At 47.8% G+C, this 15,561-nt stretch carries 17 protein-coding genes and 1 other annotated feature; of the genes, 2 read left to right on the forward strand and 15 right to left on the reverse strand.

All coding sequences use genetic code 11. The features are described from left to right. Window positions 1–16: 16 nt before the first annotated feature. The 14 genes from AC07KQ_RS07120 to AC07KQ_RS07185 all read right to left on the reverse strand — a co-directional run bounded on the left by AC07KQ_RS07120 (window position 17) and on the right by AC07KQ_RS07185 (window position 12,124). Window positions 17–652 carry a nitroreductase family protein gene (locus AC07KQ_RS07120; protein WP_003565458.1) on the reverse strand — a complete coding sequence of 212 codons (636 nt, stop codon included), beginning with the start codon at window positions 650–652 and terminating at the stop codon, window positions 17–19. Between the two features lie 269 nt (window positions 653–921). Continuing rightward, window positions 922–2,013 carry a histidinol-phosphate transaminase gene (gene hisC / locus AC07KQ_RS07125; RefSeq protein ID WP_016368850.1) on the reverse strand — a complete coding sequence of 364 codons (1,092 nt, stop codon included), beginning with the start codon at window positions 2,011–2,013 and terminating at the stop codon, window positions 922–924. A gap of 83 nt (window positions 2,014–2,096) precedes the next feature. After that, on the reverse strand, window positions 2,097–2,429 hold the full coding sequence (gene hisE, locus AC07KQ_RS07130) for a phosphoribosyl-ATP diphosphatase (RefSeq protein ID WP_003565462.1): 333 nt from the start codon (window positions 2,427–2,429) through the stop codon (window positions 2,097–2,099). Next, entirely contained in the window at window positions 2,426–2,758 is a 333-nt protein-coding gene (gene hisI, locus AC07KQ_RS07135; RefSeq protein WP_003575073.1) for a phosphoribosyl-AMP cyclohydrolase, read from the reverse strand. The genes hisE and hisI overlap by 4 nt, the downstream gene beginning before the upstream one ends. After that, complete coding sequence (gene hisF / locus AC07KQ_RS07140; protein WP_003575075.1) at window positions 2,755–3,513, reverse strand: imidazole glycerol phosphate synthase subunit HisF; 759 nt, start codon at window positions 3,511–3,513, stop codon at window positions 2,755–2,757. The genes hisI and hisF overlap by 4 nt, the downstream gene beginning before the upstream one ends. Window position 3,514: 1 nt before the next feature. Next, window positions 3,515–4,231 carry a 1-(5-phosphoribosyl)-5-[(5-phosphoribosylamino)methylideneamino]imidazole-4-carboxamide isomerase gene (hisA, locus tag AC07KQ_RS07145; RefSeq protein WP_003575077.1) on the reverse strand — a complete coding sequence of 239 codons (717 nt, stop codon included), beginning with the start codon at window positions 4,229–4,231 and terminating at the stop codon, window positions 3,515–3,517. Further along, window positions 4,209–4,835 (reverse strand): imidazole glycerol phosphate synthase subunit HisH, encoded by a 627-nt coding sequence (gene hisH / locus AC07KQ_RS07150; RefSeq protein WP_003565472.1) that lies wholly within the window; start codon window positions 4,833–4,835, stop codon window positions 4,209–4,211. The genes hisA and hisH overlap by 23 nt, the downstream gene beginning before the upstream one ends. After that, the gene (gene hisB / locus AC07KQ_RS07155) at window positions 4,836–5,420 is read right to left on the reverse strand and encodes an imidazoleglycerol-phosphate dehydratase HisB (protein WP_003565474.1); all 585 of its coding nucleotides are present in this window, start codon (window positions 5,418–5,420) and stop codon (window positions 4,836–4,838) included. It abuts the gene before it with no gap. A 3-nt stretch (window positions 5,421–5,423) separates the two neighbouring features. Further along, the gene (gene hisD, locus AC07KQ_RS07160) at window positions 5,424–6,716 is read right to left on the reverse strand and encodes a histidinol dehydrogenase (RefSeq protein WP_016387822.1); all 1,293 of its coding nucleotides are present in this window, start codon (window positions 6,714–6,716) and stop codon (window positions 5,424–5,426) included. Further along, the gene (gene hisG / locus AC07KQ_RS07165) at window positions 6,713–7,348 is read right to left on the reverse strand and encodes an ATP phosphoribosyltransferase (RefSeq protein ID WP_003575083.1); all 636 of its coding nucleotides are present in this window, start codon (window positions 7,346–7,348) and stop codon (window positions 6,713–6,715) included. The genes hisD and hisG overlap by 4 nt, the downstream gene beginning before the upstream one ends. Further along, window positions 7,345–8,493, reverse strand: coding sequence for an ATP phosphoribosyltransferase regulatory subunit (locus AC07KQ_RS07170; RefSeq protein WP_016387821.1), 1,149 nt, complete (start codon window positions 8,491–8,493; stop codon window positions 7,345–7,347). Before AC07KQ_RS07170 ends, hisG begins: the two co-directional genes overlap by 4 nt. Window positions 8,494–8,617: 124 nt before the next feature. Continuing rightward, window positions 8,618–8,872, reverse strand: a binding site (T-box leader). Between the two features lie 188 nt (window positions 8,873–9,060). Beyond that, the gene (gene hisC, locus AC07KQ_RS07175) at window positions 9,061–10,158 is read right to left on the reverse strand and encodes a histidinol-phosphate transaminase (protein ID WP_003575088.1); all 1,098 of its coding nucleotides are present in this window, start codon (window positions 10,156–10,158) and stop codon (window positions 9,061–9,063) included. A 489-nt stretch (window positions 10,159–10,647) separates the two neighbouring features. Continuing rightward, window positions 10,648–11,208: an NUDIX hydrolase gene (locus tag AC07KQ_RS07180; RefSeq protein WP_003565484.1), complete on the reverse strand. Its 561-nt coding sequence runs from the start codon at window positions 11,206–11,208 to the stop codon at window positions 10,648–10,650. A 49-nt stretch (window positions 11,209–11,257) separates the two neighbouring features. Then, window positions 11,258–12,124 (reverse strand): DegV family protein, encoded by an 867-nt coding sequence (locus AC07KQ_RS07185; protein ID WP_003565486.1) that lies wholly within the window; start codon window positions 12,122–12,124, stop codon window positions 11,258–11,260. 153 nt (window positions 12,125–12,277) lie between these two features. Here AC07KQ_RS07185 and AC07KQ_RS07190 point away from each other — a divergent pair, with 153 nt between their 5' ends. Further along, the gene (locus AC07KQ_RS07190; RefSeq protein WP_003590829.1) at window positions 12,278–13,981 is read left to right on the forward strand and encodes an NFACT RNA binding domain-containing protein; all 1,704 of its coding nucleotides are present in this window, start codon (window positions 12,278–12,280) and stop codon (window positions 13,979–13,981) included. A gap of 45 nt (window positions 13,982–14,026) precedes the next feature. Beyond that, the gene (locus AC07KQ_RS07195) at window positions 14,027–14,338 is read left to right on the forward strand and encodes a MazG-like family protein (protein WP_003575091.1); all 312 of its coding nucleotides are present in this window, start codon (window positions 14,027–14,029) and stop codon (window positions 14,336–14,338) included. Window positions 14,339–14,398: 60 nt separating this feature from the next. Here AC07KQ_RS07195 and AC07KQ_RS07200 read toward each other — a convergent pair whose 3' ends face one another. After that, window positions 14,399–15,547 carry a PTS sugar transporter subunit IIC gene (locus AC07KQ_RS07200; protein WP_003594488.1) on the reverse strand — a complete coding sequence of 383 codons (1,149 nt, stop codon included), beginning with the start codon at window positions 15,545–15,547 and terminating at the stop codon, window positions 14,399–14,401. Window positions 15,548–15,561: the final 14 nt, after the last annotated feature.

Genomic DNA, 15,561 nt, shown 5'->3' on the forward strand with positions numbered 1-15,561 from the left:
GCAATGTTGTAGCACTTTATTTGAAAACAGTGATTTTGCTTGCTGGAATCCGATACAGTGAGTCCGGTGCACTCTTTGGTTTACCAACAGCAATCAGCAATGTCGGCAAGAAATGATTCGGATCCAAATCAAGTGCCGGAATAATTTTTTCGTGATCGAAACCTGTCATGGCTCCTGTTTCATAGCCATAGGCGCGGGCAGCCAACATGAACGACATTGCCGCAAGACTACTGTTTTGAATAATAAATTCGCGTAATGCTTGTTGGTTTTCTTTAAAGGTGGCAACAAGATTTTCAATCATTGGTTTTTGATGCTCAATCGCACGATCAGTCAATAAACCAGCCGCTTCCGCTCGTTTGAAGAGATCCTCCTCAAATGGTCCCAAGTCGGTTTCGCCACCAATAAGTACCACAGCGGACGCGGATAAAATTTCCGGTGCATTGGTGCCAGCAACTGCGGCGATTTTTTCCTTGGCCGCATTGCTTTGTGCGACGACAAACCGCGTTGGCTGCATATTCAAGGCACTGGGCGCTTTTGTCGCATAAGTAATCATTTGTAACAACTCGCCTTTACTAATGGTGATTTCCGGATCAAATTCACGGGCGGTGTGGCGTTTAAGGACAACTTCATCAAAATTATTGTTTTCCAACATCAAATTCACCTCTTAGATTTTTTGGACATCTTCAGAATACGCCAAATGTGGGCGCTTTCCTAGCTGTTTTTCAAAATGGTATAGGTTTTATGTGGAAAATGGAAGCGGTGACATTTTCTGCTTAGTCCATGATTAGTTGTCGCTAATGTCATCTCGTGACCGCAACGATGCGCTTAATAGCAGCATTGAAAAAATTGGTAGGTCAATAAGCATTTGATCCCCTGGTGGTGATGCACATGCTTGAAAGGGTCAGATCGGGTTCGTTGTCGTTATTTTTTTGCTTGCTGAAACGCAGTCATGATTTGTTGTACGGCTATATTTTGCGCTGTGGTACCAAAAGTGATCCGTAACCATCCCGGCTTTAAGCCATCACGAACCAAAAAGCCGTGATTCAAGAGCTGTTCCTTCAAAGCGGTCGCTTGCTTTTGCGGTGCCTGAAAAAATTGGAAGTTCGTTTGACTTTGATAATGTGGCAGACCAGCCTTCGTTAAAAACCGTTCCCAGTCCTCCCGTGCTTGCCGAACCTGTCCACGGGTTGTCTGGACAAATGTTTGGTCGCCAAGGGCAGTGAAAGCTGCTAGTTGGGCCACACTGCTCAGATTATATGGCAGGCGGACGGTTTGCATGGTCGCTGCCAGTTGCTCAGGCACAACGGCGAAGCCGACTCGAAAATTGGCTAAGCCGTATATTTTTGAGAAAGTTCTCAAGACAACCAGATTAGCAAAGCTTGGTAACAATTTGAGTGCGCTGGTAGCCGGATAATCGTCTGTAAATTCAATGTAGGCTTCATCAATCAGAACCAAAACACTTGGTGGCACTTGCTGTAAGAACTGTTCTAGCTCAGTCAGTGACAGCAAGGTGCCTGTCGGATTATTAGGATTGCAAAGCCAAAGCAGTTTGGTTTTGGGGGTAATTGCCTGAGCCAGCGCCTCGAGATCAAATGCTCCGGTCGTCGCTTGTACCGGTACGTTAACAACCTTGGCGCCTTCAATCTGGGCATGCAACTGATATTCGGAGAAAGTTGGCCACGGCTCAACCACTTCATCCCCAGCCTCTAAAAAAGTACGGGCAATGAGCTCAATGATTTCATCCAAACCATTACCAAATACAAGTTGGCTTTCAGTGACGCCCAGTTCAGCTGCGACCGCTGATCGTAAACGGCTAGCATTGCCATCAGGATAGTCACGGCTTTGGGTGAAGTCCCAGTTTTTGATTGCTGTTTGTACCTTGTCACTAGTGCCAAAAGGATTTTCGTTTGCTGACATTCTAACAATATGCGGCAATGCGCGTTCTTGCGCCAAATCTGCCAAGGGTTTTTCGGGGATGTAAGGTTGTAAATGAGTGACGGTATGTTTTAGCATGTTGGCGTCCTCCTTAAAAGCGTTTGCTGGCTCAGAACTAGCCTGTTCACGCTTTGTCTATTAACGATGCCCTCTTCAAGGCATTAATATTTCTCGATTTTTGACCGTTCTTGCAGTCGGCTCTTCTTTCCTTCGCGACTAGCCAATTCGGTGGCAATTTGATCAACCGTGATACCGCGTTCAACCATAAGAACCAGGACGTGATAAGTGAGGTCGGCCACTTCAAGGATAAACGCCGGATCATCTGGATTTTTGGCGGCGACAATCACTTCTGTGCTTTCTTCACCGACTTTTTTTAAAATTTTATCGAGTCCTTTGGTGAAAAGATAATCCGTGTACGAACCGGCAACTGGATTTGCTTGCCGTTCTTTGATGAAATCATATAGAGCTGGAATACTTTGCTTTGCTTGGGTCATGTAAGATCCTTCCCTTCCGGATAATGACGATAAAAACAGCTGATGTGGCCGGTATGGCATGCTGGGCCGGCGGGATCAACGGTGACGAGCAAGGTGTCCGCATCGCAGTCAACTGCAATTGTTTTAACCGTTTGAATGTTGCCACTGGTGGCGCCTTTATGCCACAATGTTTTGCGACTACGCGACCAGAACCAAGTTTCACCAGTTGCCATCGTTTTTGCCAAACTTTCTTGATTCATATAAGCGACCATCAACACCTGTTTGGTGGTTGCATCCTGAACGACTGTGGTGATCAGGCCATTGGCTTTTTCCCAGTCAAGTATGATCATCGAACCGCCACCTTTGCTTGTTTTAAAGCGGTTTTCACTTGCGGGACAGTTAATTCGCCGAAGTGAAAAATAGATGCTGCCAAGCCAGCCGATACCGTGGTTTGCGTAAACAACTGGACAAAGTCTGTTGTCGAACCGGCGCCGCCACTCGCAATGATCGGAACTTGAACAGCGGCAGTGAGTTGTTGATACAATCGCAAATCAAAGCCACTTTCAGTGCCATCCGCATCCATCGAAGTGACGAGTAATTCACCTGCTCCTGCGGCAACTGCTTGTTTCGCCCAAGTGATCGCATCGAGATCGACTGGCGTTCGGCCACCGTTAACCGTGACCTGATAGCGATTTTGATCAGCTTGCCAACGTGTATCAATCGCGGCAACAATCGCTTGGCGACCAAATTTTTCGGCACCGGCTGTGAGCAAACTTGGATCGGCGACTGCGGCTGAGTTTAATGAGACTTTGTCCGCACCTGCTCGCAACAAAGCGTGCATATCCGCGACCGATTGAATGCCGCCGCCAACTGTCAGCGGCATAAAGACTTGATTGGCCACTGCTTCGACCGTTTGAACCAAGGTGCCGCGCGCTTCGTTGGTCGCGGTAATATCTAAGAAGACCAGTTCATCTGCGCCTTGCTCTTGATAAGCCTTAGCAATAGCGACAGGATCGCCGACGTCTTTTAACTGCACAAAATTGATGCCTTTTTTGACCCGACCGTGATCTACATCTAGACATGGGATAATGCGTTTTGTCAGCATCTTAACCCTCCATTTGTTTGAGCATTGCTAATTCAATAGCACCTGTTTGCCATGCTTTGCCGATGATGGCTGCTTGAATGCCAGCGGTTTGCAAGCGGCGTAAGTCAGCTAATGAACTGACGCCGCCACTGGCGATGATCGTGGCTTGGGGCATCGCCTGTTGCAAGTCCGCAAGTAACTGGGCATTCGGGCCTTGCATCATCCCATCTTTGGCAATATCGGTCACGATAAATGTGGTGACGCCGCGTTGTCGCATGGCGTTTAGAAGGGCGTTGGCCGTCTGCTGGCTGGTGGTTAACCAACCGTTTGTCGCCACTTTCCCGGCGCGGGTATCAATGCCGACCGCAATTCGATTAGACCCGAATCTCGCAATCGCTTGTTCGACCAAATCAGGATCGGAAACAGCTGCCGATCCTAAAATAAGCCGGTCAATGCCTATCGTAAGATAAATTTCCATGGCAGCCAGTGTTCGAATGCCGCCACCAAGTTCAATAAAAGCCGAGGTTTGTTCACGAATGCGCGTGATGACCCTTCGATTGATCGGACGTTGTGCCCGTGCGCCGTCAAGATCAACGAGATGCAAATGGGCAAATCCGGCATCTGTCAGCCGCTGTGCCTGATAGAGCGGGTCTTCAGTTAAACTCACTTGGTCGTAATCACCTTGCGTGAGGCGAACGCTTTTGCCATTGAGCAAATCAATCGCGGGATAGAGCTTCATCTTCGGTCATCTCCTTGAACTTTTTCAAGCCGGCTAGGCCAATCGCGCCACTTTTTTCTGGGTGAAACTGGGTCCCAAGTACATTATTGCGACGAACAATGCTAGTCAGAGGTTGTCCATAATCAGTGGTTGCCAGCGTAAATTGTGGCAGCGTTGTTGCATAGAAGGAATGGACAAAATAAGTTGCTTGATCGGCAAACACCGCAGCAAATAAATCGGGTTGCGTGAGGTTGTTGGTGTTCCAACCCATGTGCGGGACGGCTAATCCCGAGTCAGTCGGGATGGCAACGACTTCGCCGGGAATGAGGCCAAGACCGGCAGTTTCGCCGAACTCGAAGCTGCGATCAAATAGCAACTGCATCCCTAAACAGATACCCAACAACGGCTTGCCAGTAGCAGCAAACGCTTGAATGACAGGCACCAGTTGTCGTTGATTTAAGGCTTTCATCGCCTCTTTAAAAGCGCCGACACCCGGCAAAATCAAACCGGAAGCAGCCATGATAATCGCGGGGTCGGCTGAGAGTTGATTGTTGACCCCCAGATAATCAAGTGCTTTTTTAACATTGCGGGTGTTGCCTGTATCGTAATCAACAATCACAATCATTCAAATCACACCCTTTGTTGAGGGAATGCCTTGCACTTCAGGATTAATGGCGACTGCAGCCCGTAAACTACGACCCAGTGCTTTGAATAAGGCCTCAATTTTATGATGGGTATTGCGGCCATACAGAACGCTGGCATGCAGGTTGAATTCACCAGCAAAGGCAACCGCCTGGAAGAAATCTTCTGTGACTTCCGTATCAAAGCCGCCTAATCGCTGATTGGTTAATTCGGCATCAAAAACGAGGTACGCGCGTCCAGAAAGATCGACAACCGCTCGCGCCAGACTTTCATCCATTGGCACAAAAGCACTGCCGAAACGCTCAATCCCGGCTTTATCGCCAAGCGCCTGCTTAAAACATTCACCTAACACGATGCCGGTATCCTCAATGGTGTGGTGCGGATCAACATCCAAATCACCTTGCGCATCGACAGTTAAGCCAAATCGACCATGTTTAGCAAATGCATCCAGCATGTGATCAAAAAAACCGATGCCAGTAGCAATTTGAATGCCACTTTGCTGATCAAGGTTGAGACTGATCGTAATCGTTGTTTCCTTGGTAGTTCGGGTAATGGTAGCTGTACGCATAAGTTAAACCTCCTTTGCGGCAGGGACACGTTTGATGATGGCTTCAGCGTGGCCATCTAGCCCTTCTGCTTGTGCCAACGTGACGATTGCGTCTGCCTGACTTGCTAGTGCTTCTGAGCTGTACTGAATGAACTGGGTACGCTTAACGAAGTCATAGACCCCCAGTGGTGAGAAAAACCGTGCTGATCCGGCGGTAGGCAAAACGTGATTGGGTCCCGCGACATAATCACCGACCGGCTCAGCAGCATTTTGACCAAGAAAAACGGATCCGGCATTTTGAATCTGAGCTAGATACGTGATCGGATCAGGCAACTGAACTTCTAAGTGCTCGGGTGCAATTGTATTCATCAATGAAAAGGCATCGTTTATGGTTGCTACAATCGCAATGAATCCTTGATTTTCAATTGCTGCTCGCGCGATCGATTCTCGAGGTAAGGTTGGCAACTGAATATCGATCTGTTCGCTGACTGCCGAAGCCAGTTTTTCACTTGGGGTTACCATCATCGCGCGCGCATTGGGGTCATGTTCGGCTTGTGATAAAAGATCGGCAGCTAATCGAATCGGATCGGCTGACTCGTCGGCAATGATGCCGATTTCTGAAGGACCAGCGATCATATCAATAGCAACGTTGCCAAAAACCTGCTTTTTAGCTTCCGCAACATAGCGATTGCCTGGGCCCATGATTTTATCAACGCGGGGGATGCTTTCGGTGCCATAAGCTAAAGCAGCAATTGCCTGGGCGCCACCGACTTGATATATAGCGTCTACGCCAGCGAGGCTAGCCGCTGCTAGTACAACTGGATTAAGGCCGCCTGGCTGCGGCGGTGTCACCATCACAATCTTTTTGACACCGGCCAATTTAGCGGGGATAGCGGTCATCAAAATGGTGGACGGATAAGCAGCTGTGCCGCCGGGAACATAGAGGCCGACTGCAGCCAACGGGGTGATTTTTTGTCCACGAATGATGCCAGGGTTTGGCGTATCGACGAAACCGCGTTCGATTTCATTTTGATGATAACTTGTGATATTGGCCTTCGCTAACTGCAAAGCTTTCAATAGTTTTGCCGGCAGTTGTGCGGGCGCGGCATCGATGAGCGCTTGGTCAACCTGAAAGTCATTAACGGTAACGTGATCGAGCTTATTGCTATAAGTACGCAAAGCTGAGTCACCTTCTGCTTTGACTTTCGCGATGATCGCCTGAACAATCGTTTGTACATCTGTATTTTGGGCAACGGCGGTGCGCCGAATGTCGACTTGTTGCTTAAGCTGGCTTAACGTGCCGGTTAAAATTTTCATAACGATGCCTCCTGAGGGCGAACTTTTTGTAAAGATTGAATAAGCTGATAAATCTCTGTGCGTTTTTGTTTCAGGGCCAAGCGATTGACAACGAGATGTGTCGAGACAGGCGCGAGTTCGGCGAACACTTTGAGGTGGTTTTCGCGTAAGGTCGTGCCAGTTTCGGTGATATCAACGATGGCATCGGCCATACCAGTGAGTGGTGCTAATTCGACAGACCCTTCAATTTTGATGATTTCAACGTCCTCGCCTTGCTTTTGAAAATACTGTTGTGCAATGTGCGGGTACTTGGTCGCGATGAGTTTACGTTTCGTCTGCTTTGGATCAAAGTCTGCGGTTGAAGCAAGAATGAAGCGGCAACGACCAGTGTTGAGATCCAACATGTCAAACTGGCGATGCCCTTGCTCAGCCAGAATATCCGAACCGACAATCCCAATATCGACGGTGCCATGATTGAGATAGGTCAGCACATCCGGGGCTTTAACCAAAATAAAGTGAAAATTCGGATCATCGGCAAAAATCAACCGTCTGCTTTTGGCTTGAATGGCCTCACAGTGAATCCCGGCAGCCGCGAGTAAGGGTAAGACTTGCGTTTCAGTTCGCCCCTTAGTGAGCGCAATGGTGAGTGTCATAGGATCGCCTCCTTTGGGGAAAGATCAATCAAGTTAGCATGCTGTTTTGTCGCTGCAGCTTGAGCCTCTGCCAAAGTATCGACCAGACACAGTCTTGCATTCGGGGTGGTGGCAACCATCGCTGCTGCGGCTTGCCATTGCGATGGCAGGCCATAGACAAATGTGAGGGGCTGGTCAGGCGCATTCGGCAATTGATCAGTCACGGCATCAATGTCAAAAGCTAAGCCAACCGCTGGCAACAATTCTTGTTGAAAACTTGCCAGCAATTTGTCATAGCGACCGCCGCTAAAAAGATATTGGTGACCGCCATCAACGTAAGCATGGAAGAAGATGCCGGTGTAATAAGATTGTGGTGGCCGGCTGGTGAGATCGATCGTCACGCGCAATTCCGGAAATTGGTCTTTGAGAAAGGCCACCGTTTGTTGAAGTGGGGCTAAGCGATCCGTAATCACATTCGACGGCAATAACCGTTTCAATTCGGCAAAGATCGTTTCGCTATCGCCAAAAAGCCATGGCCACTGTTGAAGAAATGGATAAAGCGGGTTTGTAGCAAGCGGCGCAATCAGGTCTTGATAGGTGCTTAGCTCTTTAGTAAAGAAAGCGGTTTGAAATGCATCAGCCGCGGCATCATTCAGTTGAAGCGTTCGTAAGATTTGCGGAACGAACTGGGCATCAGATAACTCTAACGTGAGATGTGTCAATCCTAGCGTGCGACAAATTTTTCCTGCTTCGCTGAGACATGCCCACTCGGCTTTGAGGGAGCGATACCCAATAAGCTCAATGCCTGCTTGGGTGATCTGGTTATAAGTACCGCTTAGACTTTTCTTAACTCGAAAAATGTCGCCGACATACCACCATTGCACTGGCGGCACGATACTCGTGGTACTAAGCAATCTCGCAAGCGGTAAAGTCAGATCAGGCCGCATAACCACTGATTCGCCAGCATCATCGAGCATTTGATAAGGTTGTTCGCCACTGACAGCTAACGGTTTAAACACATCTCGATATTCCAACAATGGGGTTTTGACCCGCTCGAACCCGGCTTGAATGAATTGTTGACTAATGGTTTGAATGAGATTCTCTTTGCGAATGGCCCGCGGCCCGAATTCGTCGCGTGTGCCAATAGGCAGATGCCGATTTGACATGAGTTAGCTCCTTTCGTTGACATGAAGTTTGGCTTGGTGCTCGCGATAACGCGCTCGCAGTCGCAGAAACCTATGCGCTCCTGGTCGCGCCTAAAAAAATCGCCCTCGAAAACGAAAAAACGTTTCCGAGGGCGATTTTTGACCGCGGTACCACCTCAATTTTGTTTAGCTCTTGCGACCTAAACCTCACCTGCCAAGTAACTGTCAGCAATTGCGAACAGCAGTTGGCAGCAGTGATAACGCAACGGATGCGTGACAGCTTACTTAGTTCAGCCGTCAAGTTCATAGATGTGTGTTCAGCTGGCTAATCGCGTCTTTTCAGCAATAGACGCTCTCTGTTGATCAGGATCAGCTTACTTGTTCTAATCACAACTTCATGTTTGTTAATGTGACTTTCATAATAGCCATCATTTTGCCATTGTCAACCTTTTTTTAATTCGGCGCGGATAATGCCACCACAAGTTGTGGCATAAAAAGGTGCGGCAGCCAGCATCAATGATGTTTTTTTATGAATATTTGGTCAAATTATTATTTTGAAAGTAAACATTTTTTTGCATAATCAGTCCACTAATTAGGGACCTCAGTATCCGTTTTAAGAAACGTCAGTAGTAATTGTCGCATCTCTGCATCTTGCGCAGGTGTTCCAAAACTTTGGCGAATCCAGCCGGGTACCATACTGTCGCGAACCAAGTAGCCATGCTGTTTTAAAAAGGCGCCAAGCGCTTGGGGATCGGCGACTTGATACAACATAAAGTTGGTCTGACTGGCATAGTGCTGAATGTGGTTGGCCTCAAAAAAAGCTGACCATTGCTGCCGTGCTGTCAATAGTTGCTGTTTCACGGTTTGAGTGAAGGCTTGATCCTGCCAAGCTGCTAATGCCGCCGTTTGACTAATACCGCTAATGTTGTAAGGCAAGCGCACATTCTGCATTTTAGCAATTATTCGCTGCGGCACGATGCTAAACCCGACGCGAAAATTAGCTAGACCGTACAATTTTGAAAATGTCCGCATGACTAGTAAATTGTTGAATTGGGTAATCAGTGACAGCGCAGACGGATTCGGAACGTCGGCGACAAAATCAATATAGGCTTCATCGACCACTACTAGCACATCAGCAGGCACCCGCTTCATAAACTGGGCGATCTGAGAAATTGGTAAATAAGTACCGGTCGGGTTATTCGGATTGCACAACCAAATCACTTTTGTTTTGGCCGTAATGTGCGCGGCTAAATCATCAAGATCAATAAGTCCGGTTGCCGGCGTTACGGCAGCATTCACCGTTGTGGCACCCGCGATAGCTGCCTGTAGTTGATATTCCGGATAAGTCGGCCACGGTTGAAGGCTTTCGTCCCCGACTTCCAAAAATGTCCGGCAAATCAAGGCAATCATTTCATCCAAACCACTGGAAAAAAGGAGCTGGTCGGGGTTTACGTGTAGTCGTTCGGCCACGGCTGTTCGTAATGGCAGTGCATCTGGATCAGGATAATTGCGTCCTTGCGAAAACGCCCAATTTGCGAGCGCTTCTTTCACTTTGGGCGATGTGCCAACCGGATTTTCATTGAATGACAAACGCGTCAGCTTGGCAAGTCCCGCTGCTTTCGCGAGTCGCTCCGGTGTGCTGTCCGAAACATAGTCCGGCAGCCTGGCAACACTTTTGCGTAACATCACGCCACCTGCTTTCTTAATTGCTTTCGAGTGTACGCGCAATTGCTTGAAAAGTAAATATATTATGCATAAATATTCATAAGATAAGCGTCGAATCAAAGTATTGGCTTTCTATTGCTGACCAAGCACGGAGAAATCCAGTTATTTTAATTAAGCTGAGGAGTTTTTCTTAAGCAAATAATCAGGTTAAACCATAACGCGAAGTCATCAAAAAAAGGCAACAATTTCCATACAAAGGAAAAACGTTGACCTTTTTCACATAGATAATTTTTATTGAAAATTTGAAGAAATCAGTGCCAAGGCGGAGCAATCGCAGGCCAGATGGGGCTCGAAGCGCCGTCACGCGTTCCAGCCCCATCTGGCCGGAGATTGCGGAGTTTGCCACGGCAAAGAACCCTTAGTCTAGATTTTTCCCGGATTATTCGAAATCTAGTGAATCACGAATTCTATGCAAGAATGAAAGCTCAGCCCCAACCTCTAATCAATATTTTAATCTTTGGCGATAAAGGCCAAATAATAAGTCACAGCCGATACCGTTTGCGCCGAACGGATTTTGCCAGCTTTGACACCCGCAACTAATTCAGAAAATGGGACTAATCGGCTAGTTACAAATTCGTCTTGATCGAAGTCTTGTTTTGTTTTATCAGCCAAGTCAAGATGTGCCAACACCAGATTGACGGTTTCATCCGTCATCCCTTCACTTGAACGGATAGCGGTCATCCACTGCAAATCGTGCGTCACGTAGCCGGTTTCCTCGCGCAATTCCCGGCTTGCGGCGGTTTGCCAGTCTTCACCCGGGTCCATCAAACCGGCTGGTAAGCCAAAGACTTCACTGTTTACCGCAACTCGATACTCGCGATTGACTAGCACGCGTCCATCATCGGTCATAGCCAACATGGCCACTGCATTGGCGTGGCGAATCAAGTCACGCTCAACTGTGAGGCCATCAGGCGTTTTAATATGTTGCGTCACAACATCGAAAATCGGCCCATGATAATGCGGGGTTTCGCTCAGAATTTTTCCTTTTGCTAGCGGTTGATCAAAAAACATATAGGCATCCCCTTCAATTGAAAAAGCCGCGCCTAAACGCGACTTCTGATTATGCTTTCGTAAAATCCTTCATCCAAGCTAAGGCGATTGCCTTTTCACCTAAGTGGGTGCCGACAACTGGGCCAAAGTAAGATAGTTCGAATGGAACTGTTGGAAACTTCTGCTGTAAATCTGCTAACCAACGATTGGCCTCGTCTGGATCATTAGCGTGGATAACAACCGCGCGAACCGGATAATCAACTCGATCAAGTTCTTCTTGAAACAAAGTCTCAACGCGAGAGTAAGCCTTTTTGATGGAGCGAATTTTTTCGATCGCCACGATCTTGTGACTTTGATCGTCAAACGTTAACAATGGCTTGATCTTTAACATGCCACCGATAAAAGCCGAGGCATTGCTGAGTCGGCCGCCGCGAACAAGGTTTTGCAGATCATTAACGATGAAATACTCACCCATGGTTGTGCGTAAGTTATCTAATCGAGCCAAGATCGCCTCAGGATCATCACCGGCTTCGGCCATTTGTGCTGCTGCCAAAACCAGCCAACCCATCAAAATAACGGTAATTTGTGAATCATAAACATAAACCTTTGCGCCTTGAACCTCATCTACGGCACCTTTCAATGTATTCACAAAACCGGAAATTGTGCTGGCCAGATGAATACTGATGATAGTGTCATAGCCTTCATTAGCAAGATTCTCGTAAAGCTTCAGCATCTCGCCCAGCGGCGGCTGCGTGGTGCTGGGGAACGTTTTGGCAGTCTTTAATTTGGCATAGAATTCTTCGGTGGTGATATCCTTGCCTTCGTCGTAAACCGCGCCGTCAAGAATAACCGGAATCGGCACCACAGTGATGTGATGTTTGTCGATTTCGGCTTGCGGCAGATAACAGGTACTATCCGTCACGATAGCAATTTTCATGTACAGACACCCACTTTTTCAAAAATGATTGTCTACATCATACCATAAAAAACAAAAATGTAGCGGGTGCGCAGTCCCCCACCAATCGCTTTTTGCTATGACACCCAAAAACCGGTAAAATGATTGGTACAATTGGAAAGCGAGCGGATCAACATGTCATTTGACGGAATCTTTACCCATGCCATGGCCAACGAGCTAAATGCAACTTTAAGCGGCGGCCGTGTTGCTAAAATTCAACAACCTTATGAAAATGAAGTTGTGATCACTATTCGAGCGGGACGAAAGAATCATCCCCTCCTTCTGTCAGCCAACCCTCAATATGCGCGGGTTCAGATCACGCATATTCCATTCACGAACCCTGATGTTCCCGCAACATTCACCATGACTTTGCGGAAGTATTTTAATGCGGCCACCTTAACTGCCGTGCATCAGGTGCAAAATGACCGGGTGCTCCACTTTGAGTTCTCAACCCGTGACGAACTCGGCGATGAACTCGGCTTGCGGTTGATCATCGAAATGATGGGTCGCCACAGCAATATTTTCCTTGTCAGTGAACGTACTGGTAAAATTATTGATCTCATTCGGCATGTGTCGGCCGATCAAAATCGTTATCGTCCCCTGATGCCAGGTGCCCCTTACGTTGAACCGCCTAAGCAAGACAAAACCGATCCTTTTCACGATCCAGACCGGCGTTACCACGCATTAGAACGCGAGGTCACGCCCGCCTTAAGTCGCGCAGCGCTGTTACAACAGCATTATCAAGGCTTAGCTAAAGATTCGGCTACTGAGCTTGCGTTACGACTCAACCAAGGCGATGCAGGCTGGGATGGTTTCTTTGCCGCACTGGCGACACCCGTGCCGACCATCACGGCACAAGGTAAAAAGGCCGTTTTCACGGCAATCCCCTACCTGTCATTGACTGGTGAGCAAAGCCAATATCCGACCCTCAGCACGATGTTGGATGCTTATTATGAACAAAAGGCCGAGCACGATCGCGTCTTGCAGCAAGGTGGGAACCTGATCCACGTCATCAAGAACGTCCTTGATAAAGATCGCAAAAAACAGCGTAAGTTGCAGCGGACCTTAGAGGAAACGGAAAAGGCCGATGATTACCGAATTCGTGGCGAAGTGTTGACGACTTATTTAAGTCAGGTCGAACGCGGCATGACCAGCATCGAGCTGCCTAATTTCTATGATGACAATCGGCCAATCAAAATCACACTATCCAACCAACTGACGCCGTCTAGAAATGCTCAGAAGTACTTCGCTAAATATACAAAACTGCGTAATGCCGTTGCCCATGTCCATCAACAAATGCAGGAAAATCAGGAAGAAATTGATTATCTTGAAGGTATCATGGCCCAGATCGACGTCGCTAGCCCGAAAGATTTGGCCGATATTCGGCTCGAACTGCAGCAGCAAGGCTATTTACGCAAGCAAAAGACCAACAAAAAGGGGGCTAAACGCCAAAAGGTCGCAAAACCTGATCAATTTTATGCCAGCGATGGCACCAAAATTTGGGTGGGCAAGAATAACTTGCAGAATGATCAATTGACCTTGCACACTGCTAAGAAAACCGATATCTGGCTGCACGTGAAAGATATACCAGGCTCCCATGTTATCATCGATAGTCATCAGCCAAGTGAGAAAACGTTGCTCGAAGCGGCTAAGTTGGCCGCCTATTTTTCAAAAGCCCGTGACAGTGCTAATGTACCGGTGGACTGGATCGAAGTCAAAAAGATTCGTAAACCTAATGGCGCCAAGCCAGGATTTGTGGTTTATGAAGGGCAAAAGACGGTCGCTGTCACGCCTGACGTCGAGCTGGTCGACAAGTTACGCAACCCGCCTACCAAGTAATCGTCACGTTCAATTGATGTCAGTGTCTAGGGGGCAATCAGAACGATGAAAGCATCAGACATTCCTTCATCCAAAACCGTTCAGGCGCATATATTAGCTAACAAGATCAAACATGGCTGGAACACCACTGATACAAATTTCGAAATGTTATTGGCCTACCATGAAATGGCTGAATTAACGACGGCATTATTAAAGGACGATCACGCCAACATCGCGGAAGAATTGGCTGATGTCACCATTTATCTACTTGGCATTGCCGAGATGACAGATGTTGATTTAGCCCAAGCTGTCCACAAGAAAGTCGCCATTAACGACCACCGCGTGTATGATGCGCAAGGCCATAAACATCTTGAATAACTTGTTCTGACGGCACCAAAAAAAGCTCACGTCGCAAAACGTGAGCTTTTTTGATGCTGTTTAACCTTGGAACTTAAACACAACATTGCTATCGAAAAGCTTGAGCATTTTTTCAAACAATAACTTACTTAGCAAGGCTGCTGCAACTGGAATCACGATCCAGCAAAGGACAACCAGCGGGATCGCTAGGCCAGCCTCCATGGATGCCAGCGGTCCGACTAAACCGACAATCCCGAACCCAGAAGATTGCGGCGTACCGCTGATAGAAAGCAGTGCAACTGGAATTGCCGAAATGATCGCGGTGAACAAGCACGGTACTAAGATAATCGGATATTTGAACAAGTTCGGCATCATGAGTTTCATGGCACCTAAAGCAATTGCCAAGGTCACGCCAGATTTGTTCACGGTCCATGAATAAACGACAAGCGCAAGTGCTGTTGCTGCAACCCCCATCGCCGCTGCACCAGCCGAAACCCCGTTCAGTTGGATGGCTAGGCCAATGGCAACAGTCGAAATTGGACTAATGATAATCGTGGCGAAGGAGCAGCAAATTAAGATTGCCATGAAAATCGGCTGTAAGGTCGTAAAACTGTTAATCACATCGCCAATCGCTGCGGTAAATGCTGCAATAAACGGCAACAGTAAGACCCCGATATAGGCGACCCCGCACCCAACCAAGATCGGCATGGCAACCACTGCTGTGGAGCCGAATTTATCTTTGACCCACATCAGAACCAGCACAGCAATCGAGGCGGTGATCATGGTGTTGATCAAATCACCAGTGCCGGCACCGACATAGGCTTTCATGGCAGGATTAAATTTCACAACCCCCGAACCAACAAAGGAAGCACCAGCCGTTACCATCATCTGCATTGGATTGAATTCAAATTGCAAGGCGATCAAACCGCCAATAATCAACGGTGTCGCAAGTTGAAAAATCACGGCAATTTGCGTCAACGTGACCGCAAATGTGTTGGTGCCGAAGTATTTCAGAATGCCGGATAGAACAGCATTGGGGATGAGGCCGATAATAACGCCCAAGGCCGTTCCTGATAAAACCTTATTAAGAAAAACGCGTGGCGTCATTTTCTGGGACTTTTCAGGTGTTTTGTTGTCTTCAACAAGCCCGCCTGCTTTCCCCTTTTGTTCGTCTACAAGTGCATCTGCAGCCGCATGGGTCATCTCCTTGTTCGTCGAATCAGCCATCATGTGTCACCCCTTCA

This window comes from Lacticaseibacillus sp. YLM2-1 (assembly GCF_056583465.1).